The organism is Chania multitudinisentens RB-25 (assembly GCF_000520015.2).
In the GTDB taxonomy this organism is placed as follows: Bacteria; Pseudomonadota; Gammaproteobacteria; order Enterobacterales; family Enterobacteriaceae; genus Chania; species Chania multitudinisentens.
This window is the reverse complement of record NZ_CP007044.2, coordinates 207,576-229,609: the sequence shown is the minus strand read 5'-3', so window position 1 is coordinate 229,609 and position 22,034 is coordinate 207,576. Positions and strand designations below refer to the sequence as shown.

Below are 22,034 nucleotides of genomic sequence, written 5' to 3'. Positions count from 1 at the left end.
CTGTAGCAGGAAGGAAAGCATGACGACAGATGTAACCGTAAAATCGCTGGCAGCAGAGATTCAGACTCCGGTTGATCGCCTGGTACAGCAGTTTGCTGATGCAGGGATCAACAAGTCAGAGGCTGACTCTGTGACTCAGCAAGAGAAAGAAACCTTGCTGGCGCATTTGAACCGTGAACACGGTAATGTGCCAGGTAAACTTACATTGCAACGTAAAACACGCAGCACCTTGAATATTCCAAGCACTGGGGGTAAAAGTAAATCGGTGCAAATTGAGGTCCGCAAGAAACGCACTTATGTAAATCGCGATACGCAAGAGGCCCAACAGGCTGAAGCGGCAGAGCAGGCACTGCGTGAAGCGGAAGAGCAGGCACGGCGCGAAGCAGAAGAGCTAGCGAAACGCGAAGCAGAAGCGAAGCGCGTAGCCGAAGAGCAAGCCAAACGTGAGGCCGCAGAGATTGCTAAGCGTAATTCAGCGGAAAAAGAAAAAGTGACCAACCAACATAGCGACGAAATGACCAAGCCAGCTCAGGCAGAAAAAGCCCGCCGTGAAGCCGAAGCCGCTGAACTGAAACGTAAAGCGGAAGAGGAAATGCGCCGTAAGGTTGAAGAAGAAGCCAAACGTGTCGCAGAAGAAGCACGCCGGATGGCCGAAGAGAACGGTGAAAAGTGGGCCGCAGCCGACGCTGCCAGCGCAGAGGTTGAAACCGCTGATTACCATGTAACCACCTCTCAACATGCCCGTGCTGCCGAAGACGAAAACGATGCCAAAGTTGAAGGCGATCGCCGTAGCCGTACTCGCGGTGGCAAAGCTGCCAAGCAGAAAAAAGGCAATAAACTTTTCGATTCTAAAGCCGATCGCGAAGAAGCTCGCGCTGTAACCCGTGGTGGTAAAAGCAAGCGCAAGCCAAGCACTCTACAGCAAGGTTTCAACAAACCAGCTCAAGTGGTTAACCGTGACGTTATCATTGGCGAAACTATCACCGTTGCCGAACTGGCGAACAAGATGGCGGTGAAAGGCTCTCAGGTCATCAAAGCGATGATGAAGCTGGGCGCAATGGCGACCATTAATCAGGTTATCGACCAGGAAACAGCACAGCTGGTTGCCGAAGAGATGGGCCATAAAGTGATTCTGCGCCGTGAAAACGAGCTGGAAGAAGCGCTGATGAGCGACCGTGATACAGGTGCTGCAACCGCGGCTGAGGCACGTGCGCCGGTTGTGACCATCATGGGCCACGTTGACCATGGTAAAACCTCTCTGCTCGATTACATTCGCTCCACCAAAGTGGCAGTGGGTGAAGCCGGTGGTATTACCCAACACATCGGTGCTTACCATGTAGAAACCGAAAACGGCATGATTACCTTCCTGGATACTCCAGGCCACGCAGCCTTTACTTCAATGCGTGCTCGTGGTGCTCAGGCGACCGATATCGTGGTTCTGGTGGTAGCTGCTGATGATGGCGTTATGCCGCAAACCATCGAAGCTATTCAGCATGCTCAGGCAGCGAAAGTGCCATTGGTCGTTGCGGTTAACAAAATCGATAAACCAGAAGCCGATCCAGACCGTGTTAAGCAAGAGCTATCTCAGTATGGCGTTATGCCAGAAGAGTGGGGCGGTGAAGCACAGTTCGTTCATGTCTCCGCGAAAGCTGGTACGGGTATCGACGAACTGTTGAACGCTATCCTGCTGCAAGCTGAAGTTCTTGAACTGAAAGCCGTTCGTAGCGGTATGGCGAGCGGTGTAGTGATCGAATCCTTCTTGGATAAAGGCCGTGGCCCAGTGGCTACCGTGCTGGTTCAGGAAGGTACGCTGAATAAAGGCGATATCGTGCTGTGTGGCTTCGAATATGGCCGTGTGCGTGCAATGCGTGACGAACTTGGCCGTGAAGTGACTTCGGCTGGCCCTTCTATTCCGGTTGAGATCCTGGGCTTGTCTAGCGTTCCTGCTGCGGGTGATGAAGCGACCGTCGTGCGTGATGAGAAAAAAGCACGGGAAGTGGCGCTGTATCGTCAAGGCAAGTTCCGTGAAGTTAAGCTGGCGCGTCAGCAGAAATCCAAGCTGGAAAACATGTTCTCCAACATGACAGAGGGTGAAGTTTCTGAGCTGAATATCGTTCTGAAATCCGATGTACAGGGTACTTGTGAAGCAATTTCGGATTCACTCCAGAAACTCTCTACCGACGAAGTGAAAGTGAAAATTGTCGGCTCTGGTGTCGGCGGTATTACTGAAACTGACGCGACGTTGGCGGCTGCATCGAACGCTATTATTCTGGGCTTCAACGTCCGTGCTGATGCCTCTGCACGCCGTGTGATCGAAGCAGAAAGCCTGGATCTGCGTTATTACTCTGTCATCTATAGCCTGATCGACGAAGTGAAGCAGGCGATGAGCGGCATGTTGGCTCCTGAGTACAAACAGCAGATTATCGGCTTGGCTGAAGTGCGTGACGTGTTTAAATCACCTAAATTCGGCGCTGTTGCAGGCTGTATGGTGACCGAAGGCACAATTAAGCGCCATAACCCAATTCGCGTTCTGCGTGACAACGTGGTGATCTACGAAGGTGAGCTGGAATCTCTGCGCCGCTTTAAAGATGACGTTAACGAAGTCCGTAACGGTATGGAATGTGGTATTGGCGTTAAGAACTATAACGATGTGCGCGTTGGCGATATGATCGAAGTGTTCGAAATTATCGAGATTCAGCGTACTATCGCTTAAGTTTGCTATATACCCTAAATAATTCGAGCGGCAGGAAAGCTAACGCACTTGCAACTTGAAGTAGAAGAAATTTGTTCTGGGGGGCCTTGTGGCCCCCCGATTTGTCTGGAGGATACTCAAATGGCAAAAGAATTCAGCCGCGGTCAACGTGTGGCACAAGAGATGCAAAAAGAGATTGCGATCATTTTGCAGCGTGAAGTCAAAGATCCGCGTGTGGGTATGGCGACGGTTTCTGGTGTTGAAGTGTCCCGCGATTTGGCGTATGCCAAAGTATATGTCACTTTTCTGAACGTCTTGACCGAAAACCATGATCCAGAGTTGGTAACTAACGGCATTAAAGCGTTGCAGGATGCTTCCGGGTATATTCGCACCTTGCTGGGTAAAGCTATGCGCCTGCGTGTAGTGCCAGAATTGACTTTCGCCTATGACAACTCATTGGTTGAAGGGATGCGTATGTCCAATCTGGTGACCAACGTGGTGAAGAATGATGCTGAACGCCGTTCTGCATCAGGCGATGATGAGGAGGCTTAATGAGTCGCCCACGCCGCCGTGGCCGTGATATCCATGGCGTACTGTTGTTGGATAAACCGCAAAGCCTGTCGTCCAACGATGCCCTACAGAAAGTTAAACGTATCTATAATGCCAATCGAGCGGGCCATACCGGTGCACTCGATCCATTGGCAACGGGTATGCTGCCGATTTGCCTCGGGGAAGCGACCAAATTCTCACAATATCTGCTCGATTCTGACAAACGTTATCGTGTGATTGCTCGCCTTGGTCAGCGAACTGATACCTCAGATGCAGATGGGCAGATAGTGCAAGAACGGCCAGTGAACTTCACTAAAGCTCAGCTTGACGCTGCCTTGAACAGTTTCCGTGGCGATATCCAGCAAGTACCATCCATGTATTCAGCGCTGAAATATCAGGGCAAGAAACTGTATGAATATGCGCGGCAGGGTATCGAAGTGCCGCGTGAAGCGCGCAGTATCACCGTCTATGAGCTGCAATTTATCCGCTGGGAAGGGGACGAATTGGAGTTGGAAATTCATTGCTCGAAAGGCACCTATATTCGCACCATCACTGACGATCTTGGTGAATTGCTGGGCTGTGGTGCGCACGTGATTTACCTGCGCCGTTTACAGGTGGCGAAGTACCCGATTGCTCGGATGGTCACATTAGAGCAGTTAAATGCCTTGGTAGCAGAGGCGGAGGAGCAAGGGATCGCTTCAAGCGCATTGCTCGATCCGCTGTTGATGCCTATGGACAGCCCGGCAGAGGATTTCCCTGAAGTGAATTTGCTGCCAGCCGTTGCCGGTTATATCAAGCAGGGGCAACCGGTACAGGCGGCGGGCGCCCCTCTTTCAGGAATGGTGCGTATTACCGAAGGTGAAGAACGTAAATTTATCGGTATTGGCGAGATTGCTGATGATGGGCGGATCGCACCGCGCCGTCTGGTTGTTGAATATTTCGACTTATTATAACGCCTTGCGCAGGTTCCCGGCAGCTTGAAGGATGGCGGGGATAAGGGTAGAATAGCGCGGCTTATGCATTGGGTTGCTGAATTAGAGATCGGCGCCTGTATTTATTATCTATAATTTGGAGTATGACAATGTCTCTAAGTGTTGAAGCTAAAGCTAAAATTGTAGCTGACTTTGGTCGTGGTACTAATGACAGCGGCTCTACTGAAGTTCAGGTTGCCCTGTTGACTGCGCAGATCAACCATCTGCAAGGCCACTTCTCAGAGCACAAAAAAGATCACCACAGCCGTCGTGGTCTGCTGCGTATGGTTTCTCAGCGTCGTAAGCTGCTGGACTACCTGAAGCGTAAAGATGTAGCGCGTTACACCAGCCTGATTGAGCGCTTGGGTCTGCGTCGCTAATTGAGCAAGTTTCAGTGGAAAGGGGCCTATTTTGGCCCCTTTCTTCTAGGAAGCATAAGTAAATCAGGTTAATGTATTATTAAGGTTCTTCCGTTACAGAGGTTCGCGCGGCTAATGAGAGGCTTTATCCCCGGTTGAGATAAAGGTTGTCATTAGTCGCGAGGATGTAATGTGAAGGCAAGTCAAGTCACTGGCGTGTCGAGTCGTCATTACGATTGCGCGCCGTTAATGAAGGATTAAATTTTGCTGACACCGATCATTCGCAAATTCCAGTATGGCCAGCATACCGTCACTATTGAAACCGGTATGATAGCGCGCCAAGCCACTGCTGCCGTTATGGTAAGCATGGATGACACGGCCGTATTCGTGACTGTTGTAGGCCAGAAAAAAGCCAAGCCTGGCCAGAGTTTCTTCCCGCTGACCGTTAACTATCAGGAGCGTACTTACGCTGCTGGCCGTATTCCAGGCAGTTTCTTCCGCCGTGAAGGCCGTCCGAGTGAAGGTGAAACCCTGACTTCTCGTCTGATTGACCGCCCGATCCGCCCCCTGTTCCCAGATAGTTTCCTGAACGAAGTGCAGGTTATTGCTACAGTGGTTTCCGTTAACCCACAGGTTAACCCAGATATCGTTGCAATGATCGGTGCTTCTGCTGCTTTGAGCCTGTCCGGTATTCCGTTCAATGGCCCTATCGGAGCGGCACGTGTTGGCTATATCAACGATCAATATGTTCTGAACCCAACTACCGATGAGCTGAAAGCAAGCCGTTTGGATCTGGTGGTTGCCGGTACTGCGGGCGCTGTGCTGATGGTGGAATCCGAAGCGGACGTTCTGAGCGAAGATCAGATGCTGGGTGCAGTTGTGTTTGGTCATGATCAACAGCAAGTGGTGATTGAAAATATCAACGCTCTGGTTACTGAAGCGGGTAAGCCGAAGTGGGACTGGCAGCCAGCTCCGGTCAACGAAGCGCTGCATGCGCGCGTGGCTGAATTGGCCGAAAACCGCCTGGGCGATGCTTACCACATCACTGAAAAGCAAGAGCGTTATGCTCAGGTTGACGCCATTAAAGACAGCGTAGTGGAAGCTCTGCTGGCGCAGGACGATACGCTGGATGCATCCGAGATTCAGGATATCTTGGGCAGCGTTGAGAAAAACGTTGTACGTAGCCGCGTACTGCGTGGCGAACCACGCATTGATGGCCGTGAAAAAGATATGATCCGTGGTCTGGACGTGCGCACTGGCGTTCTGCCTCGTACCCATGGTTCAGCCTTGTTCACCCGCGGTGAAACTCAGGCACTGGTGACAGCGACGCTGGGTACTGCCCGTGATGCACAGAGCATTGATGAACTGATGGGCGAGAAGACCGATAGCTTCCTGTTCCACTACAATTTCCCTCCGTATTCCGTTGGTGAGACCGGCATGGTTGGCTCACCTAAGCGTCGTGAAATCGGCCATGGTCGCCTGGCGAAGCGTGGTGTGCTGGCAGTGATGCCTAAACCAGAAGATTTCCCGTATACCGTGCGTGTGGTATCTGAAATTACTGAATCCAACGGTTCTTCTTCCATGGCGTCTGTTTGTGGCGCTTCTCTGGCGCTCATGGATGCCGGTGTGCCAATCAAGGCTGCGGTTGCGGGCATCGCAATGGGCCTGGTGAAGGAGCAAGACAACTTTGTGGTTCTGTCCGATATTCTGGGTGATGAAGATCATCTGGGTGACATGGACTTCAAAGTGGCTGGTAGCCGTGAAGGTATCACTGCGCTGCAAATGGATATCAAAATCGAAGGTATTACCCGCGAAATAATGCAGGTGGCTTTGAACCAGGCCAAAGGTGCTCGTTTACACATTCTGGGCGTGATGGAACAGGCAATCAGCACACCACGTGGCGATATCTCTGAGTTTGCACCGCGTATTCACACCATTCGCATCAATCCAGACAAGATCAAGGATGTGATTGGTAAAGGCGGCTCTGTCATCCGTGCGTTGACCGAAGAAACCGGTACCACCATCGAAATTGAAGATGATGGTACAGTGAAAATTGCCGCTACCGACGGTGAGAAAGCGAAATATGCTATTCGTCGCATCGAAGAAATTACCGCTGAGATCGAAGTTGGCCGCGTGTACCAGGGTAAAGTCACCCGTATCGTTGATTTCGGTGCCTTTGTGGCAATCGGCGGCGGTAAAGAGGGCTTGGTACACATCTCTCAAATCGCTGACAAGCGGGTTGAGAAAGTGACCGACTATCTGCAAATGGGCCAAGATGTACCGGTTAAGGTACTGGAAGTTGATCGCCAGGGGCGTGTGCGCCTGAGCATCAAAGAAGCGACAGCGCCGGAAGCGGCTGCTGTGGCGGCTCCAGAAGCAGAGTAACTGTATCGATAGCTTTACAGCTCCCCGCCACGGGGTTGGGGGCTGTTTTTATCGCGCGGGTAGGATATCTGCGTATTAGCAAGCGGAGGACAGGACGTTCATCCAATGTTTGTCTTCGGGAGTGGGAAATGAAGCCTTTCTTGCGCTGGTGTTACGTTGCGACAGCACTTATGCTGGCAGGATGCAGCAACCATGATTGGCGTAAAGACGAAGTTCTGGCTATTCCGTTGCAGCCTACGTTGCAACAGGAAGTGATTCTGGCGCGCATGGAACAAATACTTGCCAGCCGGGCACTGACGGATGATGAGCGCGCACAGCTTTTATATGAGCGCGGGGTGCTGTATGATAGCCTCGGGCTACGTGCTCTAGCGCGCAATGATTTTTCACAAGCGCTGGCGATACGTCCTGATATGCCGGAAGTTTTCAACTACCTGGGCATTTACTTTACGCAGGCAGGCAATTTTGATGCTGCCTATGAAGCGTTTGATTCTGTACTAGAGCTTGATCCAACTTACAATTACGCGCGTTTAAACCGGGGCATCGCACTGTATTATGGTGGCCGCTTCCCGTTGGCGCAGGATGATCTGCAGGCGTTTTATCAAGACGACCCAAACGATCCCTTCCGTTCGTTGTGGCTTTATCTGGTGGAAAGAGAAATCGATCCCAAGCAAGCCAACGTAACGCTTCAGCAGCGTTACGATAAAGCGGACAGAGGGCAATGGGGATGGAATATTGTCGAATTCTACTTGGGCAAAATCAGCGAAAAAACGCTGATGGAACGCCTTAAGGTAGAGGCAACGGATAACACTTCGCTCGCTGAGCATCTCAGTGAAACTGACTTCTATTTAGGTAAACACTACCTGAGTCTGGGGGACAAGGACACCGCTTTGGCGTTGTTCAAACTGACGGTGGCTAACAATGTTCATAACTTTGTTGAGCACCGCTATGCATTGTTGGAATTGGCGATGTTGGGCCAAGAACAAGACGACCTATCGGAATCGGACCAGCAATAGCTGACGGATATATATATCAGCCTGAATTACATTGGTTTTTTGCCAAAGTAATCGCCTTTGCGGGCGAGGGCTTTTTTGTCTGTTTTACAATCTAATTTGAGCCGGTTCACACTTTTCAATGAAAATGACTGAAAATTTTCTCGACGAGTTATGTAGACTGGCTGCCATTATTAATGAGGCACGTGTACATGACTACTGAGTTTGAAACCTCTTTTGCTGATTTGGGGCTGTCTGCTCCGATTATTTCTGCCCTGACCGATTTGGGCTACGAAAAACCTTCTCCGATCCAGGCTGAGTGTATTCCTCACCTGCTGAATGGCCGCGACGTGCTGGGCATGGCGCAGACTGGTAGTGGTAAAACGGCGGCGTTCTCGCTGCCATTGCTGCACAACCTTGATGCAGCCTTAAAAGCACCACAAATTCTGGTGTTGGCACCGACCCGCGAACTGGCGGTTCAGGTTGCTGAAGCAATGACCGATTTCTCCAAGCATATGCATGGCGTGAACGTCGTAGCCCTATACGGTGGCCAGCGTTATGACGTGCAATTGCGTGCTCTGCGTCAAGGCCCGCAAATCGTGGTAGGTACTCCAGGCCGTCTGCTGGATCACCTGAAGCGCGGTACTTTGAATCTCTCCAGCCTGAAGGGCCTGGTGTTGGATGAAGCCGACGAAATGTTGCGTATGGGCTTTATTGAAGATGTAGAAACCATCATGGCGGAGATCCCGGCTGAGCATCAGACCGCACTGTTCTCTGCCACCATGCCGGAAGCGATTCGTCGGATTACCCGTCGCTTTATGAAAGAGCCGCAGGAAGTCCGCATTCAGTCCAACGTTACAACGCGTCCAGATATCAGCCAGAGCTACTGGACCGTACACGGCATGCGTAAAAACGAAGCGCTGGTGCGTTTCTTGGAATCAGAAGATTTTGACGCTGCGATCATCTTCGTGCGTACTAAAAACGCGACTCTTGAAGTGGCCGAAGCGCTGGAGCGTAGCGGTTACAACAGTGCTGCACTGAATGGCGACATGAACCAGGCCCTGCGTGAGCAGACGCTGGAGCGTTTGAAGGATGGCCGCCTGGATATCCTGATTGCCACTGACGTTGCTGCCCGTGGTCTGGACGTTGAGCGTATCAGTTTGGTCGTAAACTATGATATCCCTATGGATTCAGAGTCTTACGTTCACCGTATCGGCCGTACCGGTCGTGCTGGTCGCGCTGGCCGTGCGCTGCTGTTTGTAGAAAATCGTGAGCGCCGCCTGCTGCGCAATATCGAACGTACCATGAAGCTGACCATTCCAGAGGTAGAGCTGCCGAATGCAGAGCTGCTGGGTGAACGCCGCTTAGCCAAGTTCGCTGCCAAAGTTCAGCAACAACTGGAAAGTAGCGATCTGGATATGTACCGCGCTTTGCTGGCTAAACTGCAACCGGCCGAAGAGCTGGATATGGAAACCTTGGCCGCAGCACTGCTGAAAATGGCTCAGGGTGAACGTCCGCTGATCCTGCCACCAGACCCGGTATTCAAGCCACGCCAACGCCGTGAGTTCAACGATCGTGATGATCGCGGGAGCGATCGTCGTCGTGATCCGCGTTCAGATAGCCGTGACGGTGGTGATCGTCCGCGTCGTGAACGCCGTGACGTTGGTGAGATGCAGTTGTACCGCATTGAAGTGGGCCGTGATGATGGTGTGGAAGTTCGTCATATCGTTGGCGCTATCGCTAACGAGGGTGATATCAGCAGCCGTTATATCGGTAACATCAAACTGTTCGCTTCCCACTCAACTATCGAGCTGCCAAAAGGTATGCCGGGCGAGATCCTGAATCACTTTACTCGCACGCGTATTCTGAATAAGCCGATGAATATGCAGTTGCTGGGTGATGCGCAGCCGCATGAACGTGGTGAGCGCCGTGGTGGTGCTCGTCCATTCAACGGCGAACGTCGTGAAGGTGCGCCACGTCGTTCTTTCGGTGAGCGTCGTGAAGGTGGTAATGCGGGTGGTGAGCGCCGTGGTGGTAATTTCAACCGTGATGGCAAACCAGCCCCACGCCGTGATGGTGCTGCACCTGCTGCGCCACGCCGCCGCTTCGGTGATGCATAATTGTTTTGACCGTTTGTGGTTCATTACAGTAAAACCAGCCTGCGGGCTGGTTTTTTTATGCTCGATGTTCGCCTCAAACATTGAGAAATAACGTATTATCGGCACGGTTTGTTCAGGAATGTTATGCGCAGGAGAGCTCATGAGCTGGCAACAATTTAAATCTCAGTACCTGGTGCGCTTTTGGGCACCGTTACCGGCAGTGATTGCTGCTGGGATACTTGCTACCTATTATTTTGGAGTCACGGGCACGTTCTGGGCCGTGACCGGTGAATTCACGCGCTGGGGTGGCCATGTGTTGCAATGGTTTGGTTTTCATCCCGAGCAATGGGGCTATTTTAACGTAATTGGTTTGCAGGGTACGCCACTGGAACGTATTGATGGCAGGATGATCATCGGCATGTTTGCCGGTTGTATCGCTGCTGCGCTGTGGGCCAATAACGTCAAGTTGCGCATGCCGCAGCACCGTATCCGCATTGTGCAGGCGCTCTTGGGCGGCATTATTGCCGGTTTTGGCGCGCGCTTGGCCATGGGGTGTAACCTGGCTGCCTTTTTCACTGGGATTCCCCAGTTTTCATTGCATGCCTGGTTTTTTGCGTTGGCGACGGCCGCAGGCTCTTACTTCGGCGCGAAATTTACTTTGCTGCCGATGTTCCGTATCCCGGTAAAGCTGCAAAGAGTCAATGCTGCCGCGCCATTAACACAAAAGCCGGAACAGGCGCGCCGTCGTTTCCGGTTAGGGATGGTGATCTTCTGTCTTGCCATTGCCTGGTCGCTATGGACATTGCTTGATTCACCCAAGCTTGGTATGGCTATGTTGTTTGGTATAGGTTTCGGCCTGCTGATTGAGCGTGCGCAGATCTGTTTCACTTCCGCGTTTCGCGATCTGTGGATCACTGGCCGTACCCACATGGCGAAAGCGATTATTCTCGGTATGGCGGTGAGCGCCATTGGCATTTTCAGCTATGTGCAGCTTGGTGTTTCGCCCAAAATTCTGTGGGCCGGGCCGAATGCGGTTATCGGTGGATTGCTGTTTGGCTTTGGTATTGTGCTGGCTGGCGGCTGTGAAACCGGTTGGATGTATCGTGCGGTGGAAGGGCAGATCCACTACTGGTGGGTTGGTCTGGGTAATATCATTGGTGCAACGTTACTGGCGTATTACTGGGATGGTCTGGCTCCTGTGCTGGCGACCAATTACGACAAGATTAATCTGCTAGATACCTTTGGGCCAATCGGGGGCTTACTGGTGACTTACCTGCTGTTGGCATTGGCTTTTGCTGCCATGCTGTGGTGGGAAAAACGCTTTTTCCGGGCAAAACCTGATGCGCAGGTGACTAACTTAAGGAGTACCTCATGAAACAGGTGGAGATCGTGCCAGATTATCGTCTGGATATGGTGGGGGAACCTTGCCCATACCCGGCGGTGGCCACGCTGGAAGCGATGCCGCAGCTTAAGCCGGGTGAAATACTGGAAGTGATCAGCGACTGCCCGCAGTCGATCAACAACATCCCGCTGGACGCACGTAACCACGGCTATAAGGTGCTGGATATTCAGCAGGATGGCCCAACCATCCGTTACCTGATCCAACGCTGATAAAGTTAGGGCGCCACGATGGCGCCCATTCCACTATCCTTTCACCAACTCGTTTTTTACCCCAGCCACAATCTCAAACGACCGCAACCGTGCCTGATGATCAAAAATCTGACCATTAACCATGATCTCATCTGCATCAGTTTCACGCAGTAATGTTTGCAACCCGTGGCGTATTGTACCTTCGCTACCAACGATCGACATACGCAGCGCCTGTTCAACGCCATATTGCTCACCTGCGCTCCACAGGGCATGGAGATTGTCTACCGGTGGCGGCAGCGGCCCTGGTGAACCCCGGCGCAGATTGATGAACTGTTGCTGCATGGAGGTAAACAGGAAGCGTGCGTCGCGATCGCTGTCGGCAGCAATTACGTTCACACACACCAGCGCATATGGCTGCTGGCACTGTGCGGAAGGGGTAAAGTTTTCACGGTACAGGTTCAATACCTGAAACAGCATGTCTGGCGCGAAGTGAGAAGCAAAGGCAAACGGCAGGCCGAGCTTCGCGGCCAGTTGTGCACTGTACAGGCTGGAGCCCAATAGCCAGATTGGCACATGCAGCCCTTGGCCTGGAACCGCCTGCACCGCTTGGTCTGGCTGCACATCACCGAAATAACGCTGCAACTCTTGCACGTCGCGCGGGAAGTCGTCAACGTCGCCGGAAAGATGGCGGCGTAGTGCCATCATGGTGCGCTGATCGGTACCTGGCGCACGGCCAAGCCCCAGATCGATGCGCCCTGGATAGAGTGACTCCAAAGTGCCAAATTGTTCGGCAATCACCAGAGGTGCATGGTTTGGCAGCATGACACCACCGGAACCAAGACGCAGGCTTGTCGTGCCAGCTGCCAAATAGCCCAGCAGCACCGAGGTAGCTGCGCTGCCTATGCCGGTCATATTGTGGTGTTCCGCCAGCCAGTAACGTTGATAGCCCCACTTTTCAGCATGTTGTGCCAAATCCAGTGAAGCATGGAACGCATCGCGTGCTTTGGCGCCTTGAGGGATCGGGGATAAATCCAGTACCGAAAGAGGCACTTGTGTATTTTCAGTCATTTCATCGTCCATTGTGCTTAAGGCTGTTCCCTGTTAGAACAGAGCGCAGCCTGTGGTTTTTCGCTTAAAGGGCGAATGCAGGGATCTGCCAGCCTGTAAGCATAATCCAATTCGCGATGAAAAAAGGGGATATCCGTGTTGTGTGCATTAATGCCGTTGGCTGGGCAGGAAAGAGCCGGTGACCGCATAAGCGGCCACCTTGATGAAGAACGTCTCAGACACCTTGTGTTAAGCGTTGAAAGCCTTGTTCCAGGTCGGCTTTCAGCTCATCCATATCCTCCAGGCCAATCTGCAAGCGCAGTGCTCGCCCGCCGGGTTGCCACTGCGTAACGGTGCGGTATTCGGCACAGTTAAAAGGAATCACCAGGCTTTCAAAGCCTCCCCACGAGTAACCCATGGCGAAAATCGACATGTTATCCAACATATTATCGACGCCAGCCTTGGTATATTCCGGTTGCAAAATGATAGAGAACAGGCCGGAAGAGCCTGTGAAATCGCGTTTCCAGAACTCATGCCCAGGGCAATCAGGAAACGCCGGGTGCAGCACTTTTAATACTTCCGGGCGGGATTTAAGCCAGCGAGCCATCTCCAGCCCGCGTTTTTCGGCTTCCTTCAAGCGTAGATACATGGTTCGTAAACCCCGTAGGGCGAGAAAACAGTCTTCTGCACCCGGCAGCATCGCCATTAGATCATAGGTTTCCCGTAATTTGGGCCACCAGGCTTCATTGGCAGAAATCATGCCCATCAATAAATCAGAATGCCCTCCTAAATATTTCGTACCAGCTTCAACGGAAAGATCGCAGCCATGTTCATGAGCACGGAAAAATACCGGTGTGGCCCAGGTATTATCAATAATGGTGGCGATCCCCTGTTTTTTCGCCAGCGCCGTCATGGTTGGGATGTCCTGTATTTCAAAGCTTTGAGAACCAGGGGATTCTAAAAACAGGGTTGATGTATTAGGGCGGAACAACGTTTTTATGTCAGCGCCAATCAATGGGTCATAGTAAGTGGTTTCAACCCCAATTTTGCGCAGCATCCCTGCACAAAACAGGCGCGTGGGTTTGTATACGCTGTCTGGCATGAGCAGATGGTCGCCTGCTTTCAGCGTAGTGAGCAATGCCAGCGCAATCGCGCCAAGCCCAGATGGTGAGAGCACCGTTCCCGCCGCACCCGCCAGTTCACTCCAGGCATTTTCAAGATTGGCGATGGTTGGTGTACCCATCGTTCCGTAATTAAATTCGGCCCGGTTATGTTCAATATCACTGACGGTAGGGAAAATAACCGTTGAACCACGATAAATGGCTGCATTGACAAAACCGGCTTGTTTGGCAGGATCTCTACCGATCTGTGTAATGCGGGTGCCGATGCTGAAATCTGAGTTTGGTGTTTTACTCATGGCTAACCTCGTTGAATAGAGTGATATCTGCAATCATTTATTCGAAAAATTTAAAGAAGGGAGACAGGCAAAGTAATATGCCAAAGAATGTAATAAACCAAACGGCCGGCCCTTTAAACTTATGCAGCGCTTCGACTTTATAAATGAGGTAGCAAGGAATCAAACAGGATACCAACCCGAATAAAGGGCTCCCCAGTTGCATAAAGAACAGTATCGAGAAGCGGGTTGAAATCCATGCCCACAAGCTCAATACGACACCAATGCTAATAGCAAGGTGAAGTGCTTTTTGATTTATTTTTTCTTCTGGAATAAAACGGCAGATAATATTGATCACAATGCCTTTAATGGCCTCTTGGAAACCGAGGTAAATACCGAGGAACGCGGTTAAGATGGCAAAAATATTCAACAGCGCACTCATTACTCTAACGACAGAACCAGGAATAACCTGCGCCGCAATCGCCAATGCAGAGATATTTTGCTCAAAGGCGGAAACGGCTTGCTCATGGCTGATGGCAAAGGTGAACGAAAAGGCGAAGAATAATACGGCAACTGCCAGGATAATATACGCCACACGGTTAGCGCGAATAGCTCGATAAGTAGCAATACGTTTATCCGATTCAATTTTGCGATAGGCAATGTTCATCGGGCTAAGTATTTGCACAAACAGAATAGAGAACAGGGTAAAGGGTAATGTCAAAAACACGTCGCGCATAAACGGCAGCAGCGCAGGGAAGGCGGTAATATTATTGAAGTTCCAGTGTGGAACCATCACTGCCCCTAATACCACGATAATACCGAATTTTACGCACACCATCGGGCCGGAAACCTTGAACAGCAGGCGTTCCCCCTGGGCGGCGATGCTGACCAAAGCAACCAGTACCACCAAACCATACCAGATGGAATCTGACAACAACCCTTCTGTCAGCCCGAAAGTCTGGATATAGGAAGCACTGTCAAAGGTTACCGCCAGAGAGTAAGAGAACATTCCGTGTAATAACATCAGGAAATAAGCGATACCTAACCAGAACCCCCAGTTTTTCCCCAGATATTGCGTTATCACGTTCGTATAATCTTCGCAGTTTTCACTTTCTGATAATGTTTTAAGATAAAGACTTTGCAACAAATAAATCGCTGGATAAGAGATGATAACCGAGGTGATAAATACCCAAATACCTTTGATACCCACTTGTACCGGCATAAAAACGATGCCGGAACCAATAGCCATACCAATACAGAGAATAACCCAGCCGAAGTCATAGCGGGTGAAGGGAATGTTTTTATAAGACGTTTTTGATTTTATATCTGTGTTTATTATGCTATTCATCATTTTCTTCCTGTCGCAAGATTATTAAAACCCTGGTTCTCACGAAATGAGAAGTTATGTAAAACATCACGTTTGTCAGCGATAACCTTACTGACATAAAGGCATAGTACGTACAGGTAGGTAAAACTAAAAGCCGTTGGTGGTGTTATTAAATGAAAAGACTTGTGCATGAAACGCAAAAGTTGATGGCTGTCTTATTTTAGGCCGTTTTGATAAAGATAGGCTAAAAGTGCTGATGGCATCTCATTCCAGTGAGTATAGACCCGCCATACTTTGCGTTGTGTGCGTTGGCTTTCTACAACTTGAATTATTTTGAGTATAGCTAATCATAAAGTAACAGGAATTTTACTCATCTAACGTGTTGTTGATACTCTGTTATCAGGTTCGCCCGGCTGCATAAATTCACAAAAGGGGTGCTGGCAGATGATGTCATCAGGCAGAGGCTCATTGTCATTCAAGGCAAAGATTGATAACTACGCCATTTTTCGGCAGTTGGAGATCTTTATCAAAGTCGTGGAATGTAACGGTTTTTCTGCCGCTGCGCAGAAATTGAACCTGACTCCGTCTTCGGTGAGCCGCAGTATTTCTCAACTGGAAGAGCATCTTGGCATTGTTTTGCTGAAAAGGACCACACGCAATCTTATTTTAACCGAACCAGGCAAGTATCTGCTGTTTCGAGCGCAGCATCTGTTGGCGGATCTTGATGACTCTTTGGTCAACACCTCCAGCTTCCGCAACCACCCACAGGGCCAGCTCAAAATTACCTGTTCAATTGCCTTTGGTGTTTGCCATCTGATGCGTTTGTACAGTGAGTATAGAGATATCAATCCAGATGTCAGGCTGTTGGTCGATCTGAATGATCAAAGCGTTAATCTGAACGAAGAGAATATTGATATTGCGCTGCGTATCACCGCACACCCACCGACTAATTTTGCTCTGCGGGAAATATGTAAAATCAACTGGGTTTATTGCGCCAGTAAGCGCTATTTTGAACAGCGGGGTCTGCCTAACACTCTGGCGGATCTGGAGGGGCACGACTGCCTGATCAATCCAAACGTTTCTGACAACTGGCAATTCCTTGACGATGCCGGTCATTCACAAGCGTTAAAAATCAATAATATTATCGAGGTAAACAGCACGTTGGGGCTACTGCAGGCGGCACTCCATCATCAGGGGATCGTTAATCTGCCGACCTATATGCTGGGTGACCATATCGCTAATGGTGAGTTGATCCCTGTTCTACTGGATCATGACGCTAAAGAATACGAATACAGCCTTTTCGCACTTTACCACCCAGGCCATTATCAGGACCCCAAAGTGAGAAGCTTTATTGATTTTATTGTGGAAAAAATCTCTGTGGCTCCGGCCTGGGATGATTGGATGGCAGGCTAGTTGTTTGTGGTGTTATGTTGATCAAGGAATCGGCCAGTTTATCAGCAATTGTAAGCGTGCTGGAGCCAGTAGCATTAAAATAGTTACGTTGTTTTTTTGTACGTTATTATTTACAGCGATGTATTGTTTATCGGTTTATTATATGAAGTAGTACTAAAATATCATGTGAATTAATTCGTTATTCGGTCTTTTTTTTAGAGTTACCCACGGCATTTAAAGCCGATATCATTAATAAATAAAAACAGCGAATTAAGATAGATAACTGGAAAAAAACGGCATGCTTAGAGTAGTATTTTAAGGTTAATATTGGCTTTAAATTTCAGTCAATAGGATTTAAACCCAATTGATCCAGGATCTATGACTAAATAAACCATAAAAAAAGTATTTTATGCTTATACATTAATTTTTTTGTACAAATGGTTTTTTAATCTGAAATTTAAAAAAATAAAGATAAATTATCTTTTTTTATGATTTATTTTATTTTATTTGGAGTTAAATTCTTTTTTTTGATGTGTTTTTTTTGTCTTTATGAATTGACATTCATATCCTAGTCAATAATATATCTAACTAACTATATACAGAACCTCTACCCTATAAATAAAACGTCAGGAGGTGGTAGCAAGTAGAAGAAGTAGTAGTATTATTATGGAGTGATAATGGATACCATGAGTCAAAAGGATGATGCAGAATTTTCAAATATCAGAGTCTCTCAAAAAGAACTGTCTCTTTTTGGCTATATCATAAATGATGAGTTTCAGGTAGATATTAAATCAGGTACGGTAATAAAGCTATATAATACTATCGAATATAGCAACCATTTTGATTGCCGTTTTAGCAATTATTTGAAGTTGCGCGAAACGATGATGCGGTTGTTACTTTATTTATTGGCGAATGCCAGTTTTAATTATGTTTCTAATCAGGAGCTTTTGGTACATGTTTGGGAGCACTATAATCTATCCTCCTCTTCTACCAGACTCACTCAGGTGATGAGTGAACTTAAGGCTCGACTGACCACAATCGGTATTGATGAGAGTTTTATTAGGGCCTCTCGCGGAAAGGGATATACGTTGCAAGGAGCGTTGATTGTACCTTTGTATATTTTTTTGGGTACAGCTAGTTAATAGGGAGACAGGATTTCACTTTGCGGTGAAATAATGGCTCTGAGTCTAAGTTTTAACTTAAAGACTCGGGGTGTTGAAGGTCAATTAACAGGATAATCATGTCAATGAAAAGAAATACTCTATTAATAACGCTCGCATGTGTTATGGGTGGTTTTGCTACGGTTCCTGCTTTTGCCATTGATGGCAACATCAATTTTGTTGGTGAAGTCATTGCGACGACCTGTCTGATCAACGGCCAGACTCCAAATGGCGCGGTTGATGTGAACGTCGATCTGAAAACGGTGCAAGTCAGCGCACTGAATGCGGCGGGTGCTACAGCAAATGCCACGCCGTTTAAAATAACTCTGGGTGGTGCGACGGATACCAACTGCACCAACGGGAAAATTGCACAGGTGTATTTTGAGCCGACTAGCCCAGCTATCGATCAAGGGACTGGCTGGCTGAAGAATACCGATGTTTCTGTGAACCGGGCACAAAACGTTCAGGTACAAATCCTGAATGGTGAAACCAATAACCCGATTAACCTGTGGACCGGTGCTAATAACTATGCATCAAAAACCATCGCAAATAATACTGCAGTATACTCATACTATGGTCAGTATATTGCAGTTGGTGGTCCTGCTGAGGCCGGCCGAGTCGCCTCTACGGTTAAATACAGCATCGTCTATCAGTAAGCTATCAGTGTAATAACAGGGCCCTGTTTAAATCAGGGCCTATCTAATCGTTTTATATTTGCGAGGCAGTTTTCCCTTCATGGAAAGATATTGGTTGTCAACACTGCTGCTTATATCAGCATTATTCTCCTCATGTCTGCAAGCGGGTCTTGTTATTTCTGGTACTCGCGTTATCTATCCTGCTAATGAAAGAGAAGTCACGCTGAAACTGGAAAATAAAAGTCACGTTCCCTTATTGGTGCAATCCTGGATTGACAGCGGCGATCCTAATTCCCCTCCTGAGGAGAGCGATGCACCTTTTACTATTATGCCCCCCGTTTCACGCATTGAACCAACCAAAGCTCAAACCTTACGTATTGCCGTAACACCGACCACAAATCAGGCAACCGATCGCGAAACGCTTTACTGGATCAACGTCCTTGAAGTGCCCCCGCAATCGAAAGAAGACAAGAATTATCTTTCTATTGCTTATCGCAACCGCCTGAAAGTGTTTTATCGCCCGGCAGCGTTGGAAGACTTATCACCTGGCATCCTTGAACAGGTGAGTTGGCGTTTACAAGGGGAAAAACTTATCGGCAAAAATCCTACCCCTTATTACATCAGCTACTCCTCCATACTGCTTTCTGACAAGGGGAAAGCGGCGATGGCTGGGAGTGATGGCGGCATGATTGCTCCCTTCTCGGAACAGGTTTTCCAAGTCAAACACAATGGTAAAACCCCTGGAGGGTTACCAAATACAGTAACGGCTAATGCGATCAATGATTACGGGGCTTTTGTTGAAAAAACCTACCCGTTAAGTCGTTAGTACTATCGTTTTTTCAGGATTATTGGCTTATCTGATTGTCGTCAAGGACGCTATGACTACGTATAAACCAGCAAGAAAAATGGGGCTTAAATGGTTACTTTCCTGCGCCATGATGTCGGTTACATCTGCCTATGCAGCAGAATCACCGGAAGAAGTGAGATTTGATCCCAGTTTTTTTCCTGGCGGCAAAGCCGGAAAGTTCGATCCTGCTCAGTTCAACCGCGGTAATATCGTTGTTCCTGGCGTCTATAACACGATGATTGAGCTCAACGGCGAACCACTTGGCTACGAGGAGATCCGTTTCAAAGCGCAACCTGGTAATCTCTACGCCACCACTCCTTGCTATAGCGGCAGTTTTTTTTCTTTGCTTAATCTGAGTGAAAAGCAGCTGCTGGCGCAAATCCCCCCGCTGCAACTGAACCAGTTAGAGGCCGTAGGGTATTGCGGTTCTCTCAGCGAGATCCTGCCAGGAGCGTCGGCCAGTTTTGATTCTGGAGAACAAAAGCTGACGCTGTCGATACCGCAATTATTATTGAATAAAACACCGCGTGGTTATGTCAACCCCACGCTGTGGGAAGACGGCCTGACAGCCCTGATGGTTAACTATAACGCTAACGTATACCAGTCCAGGCAGCGGAAAAACACCAATACTTATAGCTATCTTGGGTTGCGCAATGGTCTGAATGTCGGCCCCTGGCGTGTGCGTAACAATGGATCAATCAACTGGTCTTCAGGAGGAAACGACGGATATAAAAGCACCTCCACCTATGTGGGCCGCGATATCCCGGTGTTGAAATCCCAGTTGATCGTCGGTGATGCGTTTACCAGCGGTGAATTTTTTGACGGTATCCGTTTTCGCGGTGCCAGATTGTATTCAGATGATCGTATGCTGCCTGATTCCCTGCGCGGTTATGCCCCTGTGGTGCGTGGTGTTGCCAATACCAACGCCCGAGTGACCATTGTGCAGAATGGCTTTACCATTTATACCACCACCGTTTCACCGGGGCCGTTTGAGATCAACGATCTCTACCCTACCAGTTACGGTGGCGAGTTGACGGTGCGGGTAGAAGAAGCCAATGGGCAGGTGAGATCTTTTGCGGTTCCTTATGCCGCAGTGACGCAGATGTTGCGGCCCGGCGTGGGCCGTTACGAGGCCGCAGTGGGCGAGGTGAATACGGTGGGGCTGAGTGAGAAGCCTGCCTTTGGCAGCCTGACCTATCAGCGTGGCTTGAACAATCTCCTGACTGGCTATACCGGGGCCGTTTTCAGTGAAGGTTACCTGTCTGTTTTGATGGGCAGTGCCTTGAATACGCCTTTTGGTGCGGTTTCTCTGGACGTCACTCAGGCACAAACCCGTCTGCCGTACCAACGGCAACGTTCAGGGCAAAGCTACCGCGTCGGATTCAGCCAGGTTTATGCAGAAACACAGACCAGCTTCTCCGTGATGGCCTACCGTTACTCAACCGATGGTTTCTTAAGCCTGAATGATGCGGTGCAACTGCGCGATCTGGCTCATCGTAATGAAAATATCGATACCTATGGGCGGCAACGCAGCATGTTTACGCTTTCAGTGAGTCAGCCACTGGGGCAAGGCTGGGGAAGCCTGTATGCCACCGGTAACCACATTACTTACTGGAACCAGAATGGTTCACAGCAGAGCATGCAAATCGGTTATAGCAATTTCTGGCGCAACCTCAGTTATACGCTGGCGGTAAATAGAACGTTGAGCGGCCAGTTTACTGGAGGGCAAGATAATCAGCCGGATCGGCGGGAAACCCAGTATACGCTGAGCCTTTCACTCCCGTTGGGTTCAAGCACATATGCGCCAACGCTCAATATGACGGGAACCACTGACAGCAAAGGTAGCAATGGCTTGATCGGGCTGTCGGGGAATGCCGGCGAGCAGAATCAGTTTAACTATGTGGTCAGCGCCAGCCGGGATACTGCATCAAACGGCAATTTTTTCAACAGCGGCATTGGTTACCGTGCTCCACAGGCGAATATGAACGCCAGTTACAGCTATGGTCAGGGTAACCGGCAGGTATCTTCTGGCATTGACGGCGCCATCGTGGTTCACCGTGGCGGCATTACGCTGGGGCAATCAATGGGGGAAACCAGTGGTCTGGTGCGTGCCCCTGGTGCCAAAGGGGCACTGGTCACCAATGCTTCCGGTGTACAGGTTGATCATTTTGGCTATGCAATTGTGCCTTATCTGCGGCCTTACTACCTGAACCAGGTGGATCTCGATCCAAAAGGCACCTCACAGGATGTTGAGCTGTTATCCAGTAAAAGTACCGCGGTTCCCCGTGCTGGCGCACTGGTATTGCTTGATTATGAAACCAAGCGCAGCAAAGCGACCTACATCAAAGCGAAGCGACAGGACGGTAAACCATTGCCTTTTGCAGCCAACGTCTATGATGCGCAGAACAACGTCATCGGCGTGGTTGGGCAGGCAAGCCTGGTGGTGGCTCATGATCTTGCCCAGTCTGGTGTCCTGCAAGTGAGATGGGGAGATGCTCAGGCAGAATACTGCAGTATCCATTATTCGTTGCCATCCTCATCACCTGAGGAGAGCAGACAGGTGATTCAGGGCGTCTGCCAATAACGGGGTGCAAGGCCA

The 22,034-nt window shown here is 49.6% G+C and carries 18 protein-coding genes; 15 read left to right on the top strand and 3 right to left on the bottom strand.

The annotated features are described in order from the left end of the window. Window positions 1-19 precede the first annotated feature (19 nt). From infB to yedF, 10 genes are all read left to right on the top strand, one after another. Window positions 20-2,713 (top strand): translation initiation factor IF-2, encoded by a 2,694-nt coding sequence (infB, locus tag Z042_RS00900; protein WP_024912457.1) that lies wholly within the window; start codon window positions 20-22, stop codon window positions 2,711-2,713. A gap of 120 nt (window positions 2,714-2,833) precedes the next feature. Continuing rightward, window positions 2,834-3,244: a 30S ribosome-binding factor RbfA gene (rbfA, locus tag Z042_RS00895; protein ID WP_024912458.1), complete on the top strand. Its 411-nt coding sequence runs from the start codon at window positions 2,834-2,836 to the stop codon at window positions 3,242-3,244. Continuing rightward, the gene (truB, locus tag Z042_RS00890; protein ID WP_024912459.1) at window positions 3,244-4,194 is read left to right on the top strand and encodes a tRNA pseudouridine(55) synthase TruB; all 951 of its coding nucleotides are present in this window, start codon (window positions 3,244-3,246) and stop codon (window positions 4,192-4,194) included. The genes rbfA and truB overlap by 1 nt, the downstream gene beginning before the upstream one ends. A gap of 128 nt (window positions 4,195-4,322) precedes the next feature. Then, window positions 4,323-4,592, top strand: coding sequence for a 30S ribosomal protein S15 (gene rpsO, locus Z042_RS00885; RefSeq protein ID WP_010279698.1), 270 nt, complete (start codon window positions 4,323-4,325; stop codon window positions 4,590-4,592). Window positions 4,593-4,835: 243 nt separating this feature from the next. Continuing rightward, on the top strand, window positions 4,836-6,956 hold the full coding sequence (pnp, locus tag Z042_RS00880) for a polyribonucleotide nucleotidyltransferase (protein ID WP_024912460.1): 2,121 nt from the start codon (window positions 4,836-4,838) through the stop codon (window positions 6,954-6,956). A 128-nt stretch (window positions 6,957-7,084) separates the two neighbouring features. Beyond that, complete coding sequence (gene nlpI / locus Z042_RS00875; protein WP_024912461.1) at window positions 7,085-7,969, top strand: lipoprotein NlpI; 885 nt, start codon at window positions 7,085-7,087, stop codon at window positions 7,967-7,969. A 118-nt stretch (window positions 7,970-8,087) separates the two neighbouring features. Next, window positions 8,088-8,168 (top strand): protein YrbN, encoded by an 81-nt coding sequence (gene yrbN, locus Z042_RS26775; RefSeq protein ID WP_096335046.1) that lies wholly within the window; start codon window positions 8,088-8,090, stop codon window positions 8,166-8,168. Continuing rightward, window positions 8,158-10,065, top strand: coding sequence for a DEAD/DEAH family ATP-dependent RNA helicase (locus Z042_RS00870; protein ID WP_024912462.1), 1,908 nt, complete (start codon window positions 8,158-8,160; stop codon window positions 10,063-10,065). The genes yrbN and Z042_RS00870 overlap by 11 nt, the downstream gene beginning before the upstream one ends. Before the next feature lie 139 nt (window positions 10,066-10,204). Then, window positions 10,205-11,419, top strand: coding sequence for a selenium metabolism membrane protein YedE/FdhT (yedE, locus tag Z042_RS00865; protein WP_024912463.1), 1,215 nt, complete (start codon window positions 10,205-10,207; stop codon window positions 11,417-11,419). After that, entirely contained in the window at window positions 11,416-11,655 is a 240-nt protein-coding gene (yedF, locus tag Z042_RS00860) for a sulfurtransferase-like selenium metabolism protein YedF (RefSeq protein ID WP_024912464.1), read from the top strand. Before yedE ends, yedF begins: the two co-directional genes overlap by 4 nt. Window positions 11,656-11,688: 33 nt before the next feature. Here the strand turns inward: yedF and Z042_RS00855 are convergent, their stop codons facing one another. The 3 genes from Z042_RS00855 to Z042_RS00845 all read right to left on the bottom strand — a co-directional run bounded on the left by Z042_RS00855 (window position 11,689) and on the right by Z042_RS00845 (window position 15,422). Beyond that, the gene (locus Z042_RS00855; RefSeq protein WP_024912465.1) at window positions 11,689-12,714 is read right to left on the bottom strand and encodes a luciferase-like monooxygenase; all 1,026 of its coding nucleotides are present in this window, start codon (window positions 12,712-12,714) and stop codon (window positions 11,689-11,691) included. Between the two features lie 202 nt (window positions 12,715-12,916). Next, window positions 12,917-14,098 (bottom strand): cystathionine beta-lyase, encoded by a 1,182-nt coding sequence (gene metC / locus Z042_RS00850; RefSeq protein WP_024912466.1) that lies wholly within the window; start codon window positions 14,096-14,098, stop codon window positions 12,917-12,919. A 37-nt stretch (window positions 14,099-14,135) separates the two neighbouring features. Beyond that, window positions 14,136-15,422 (bottom strand): amino acid permease, encoded by a 1,287-nt coding sequence (locus tag Z042_RS00845; protein ID WP_024912467.1) that lies wholly within the window; start codon window positions 15,420-15,422, stop codon window positions 14,136-14,138. Window positions 15,423-15,848: 426 nt separating this feature from the next. On the opposite strand from Z042_RS00845, the gene Z042_RS00840 reads away from it, so the two are divergent. The 5 genes from Z042_RS00840 (at window position 15,849) to Z042_RS00820 (ending at window position 22,019) form a co-directional block, all read left to right on the top strand. Beyond that, window positions 15,849-16,814, top strand: coding sequence for a LysR family transcriptional regulator (locus tag Z042_RS00840; protein WP_024912468.1), 966 nt, complete (start codon window positions 15,849-15,851; stop codon window positions 16,812-16,814). 656 nt (window positions 16,815-17,470) lie between these two features. After that, entirely contained in the window at window positions 17,471-17,935 is a 465-nt protein-coding gene (locus Z042_RS00835; RefSeq protein WP_024912469.1) for a winged helix-turn-helix domain-containing protein, read from the top strand. A gap of 104 nt (window positions 17,936-18,039) precedes the next feature. Beyond that, window positions 18,040-18,609 (top strand): fimbrial protein, encoded by a 570-nt coding sequence (locus Z042_RS00830; RefSeq protein WP_024912470.1) that lies wholly within the window; start codon window positions 18,040-18,042, stop codon window positions 18,607-18,609. Window positions 18,610-18,688: 79 nt separating this feature from the next. Continuing rightward, window positions 18,689-19,414 (top strand): fimbrial biogenesis chaperone, encoded by a 726-nt coding sequence (locus Z042_RS00825; protein WP_024912471.1) that lies wholly within the window; start codon window positions 18,689-18,691, stop codon window positions 19,412-19,414. Between the two features lie 52 nt (window positions 19,415-19,466). Then, on the top strand, window positions 19,467-22,019 hold the full coding sequence (locus Z042_RS00820; protein ID WP_045784772.1) for a fimbria/pilus outer membrane usher protein: 2,553 nt from the start codon (window positions 19,467-19,469) through the stop codon (window positions 22,017-22,019). Window positions 22,020-22,034: the final 15 nt, after the last annotated feature.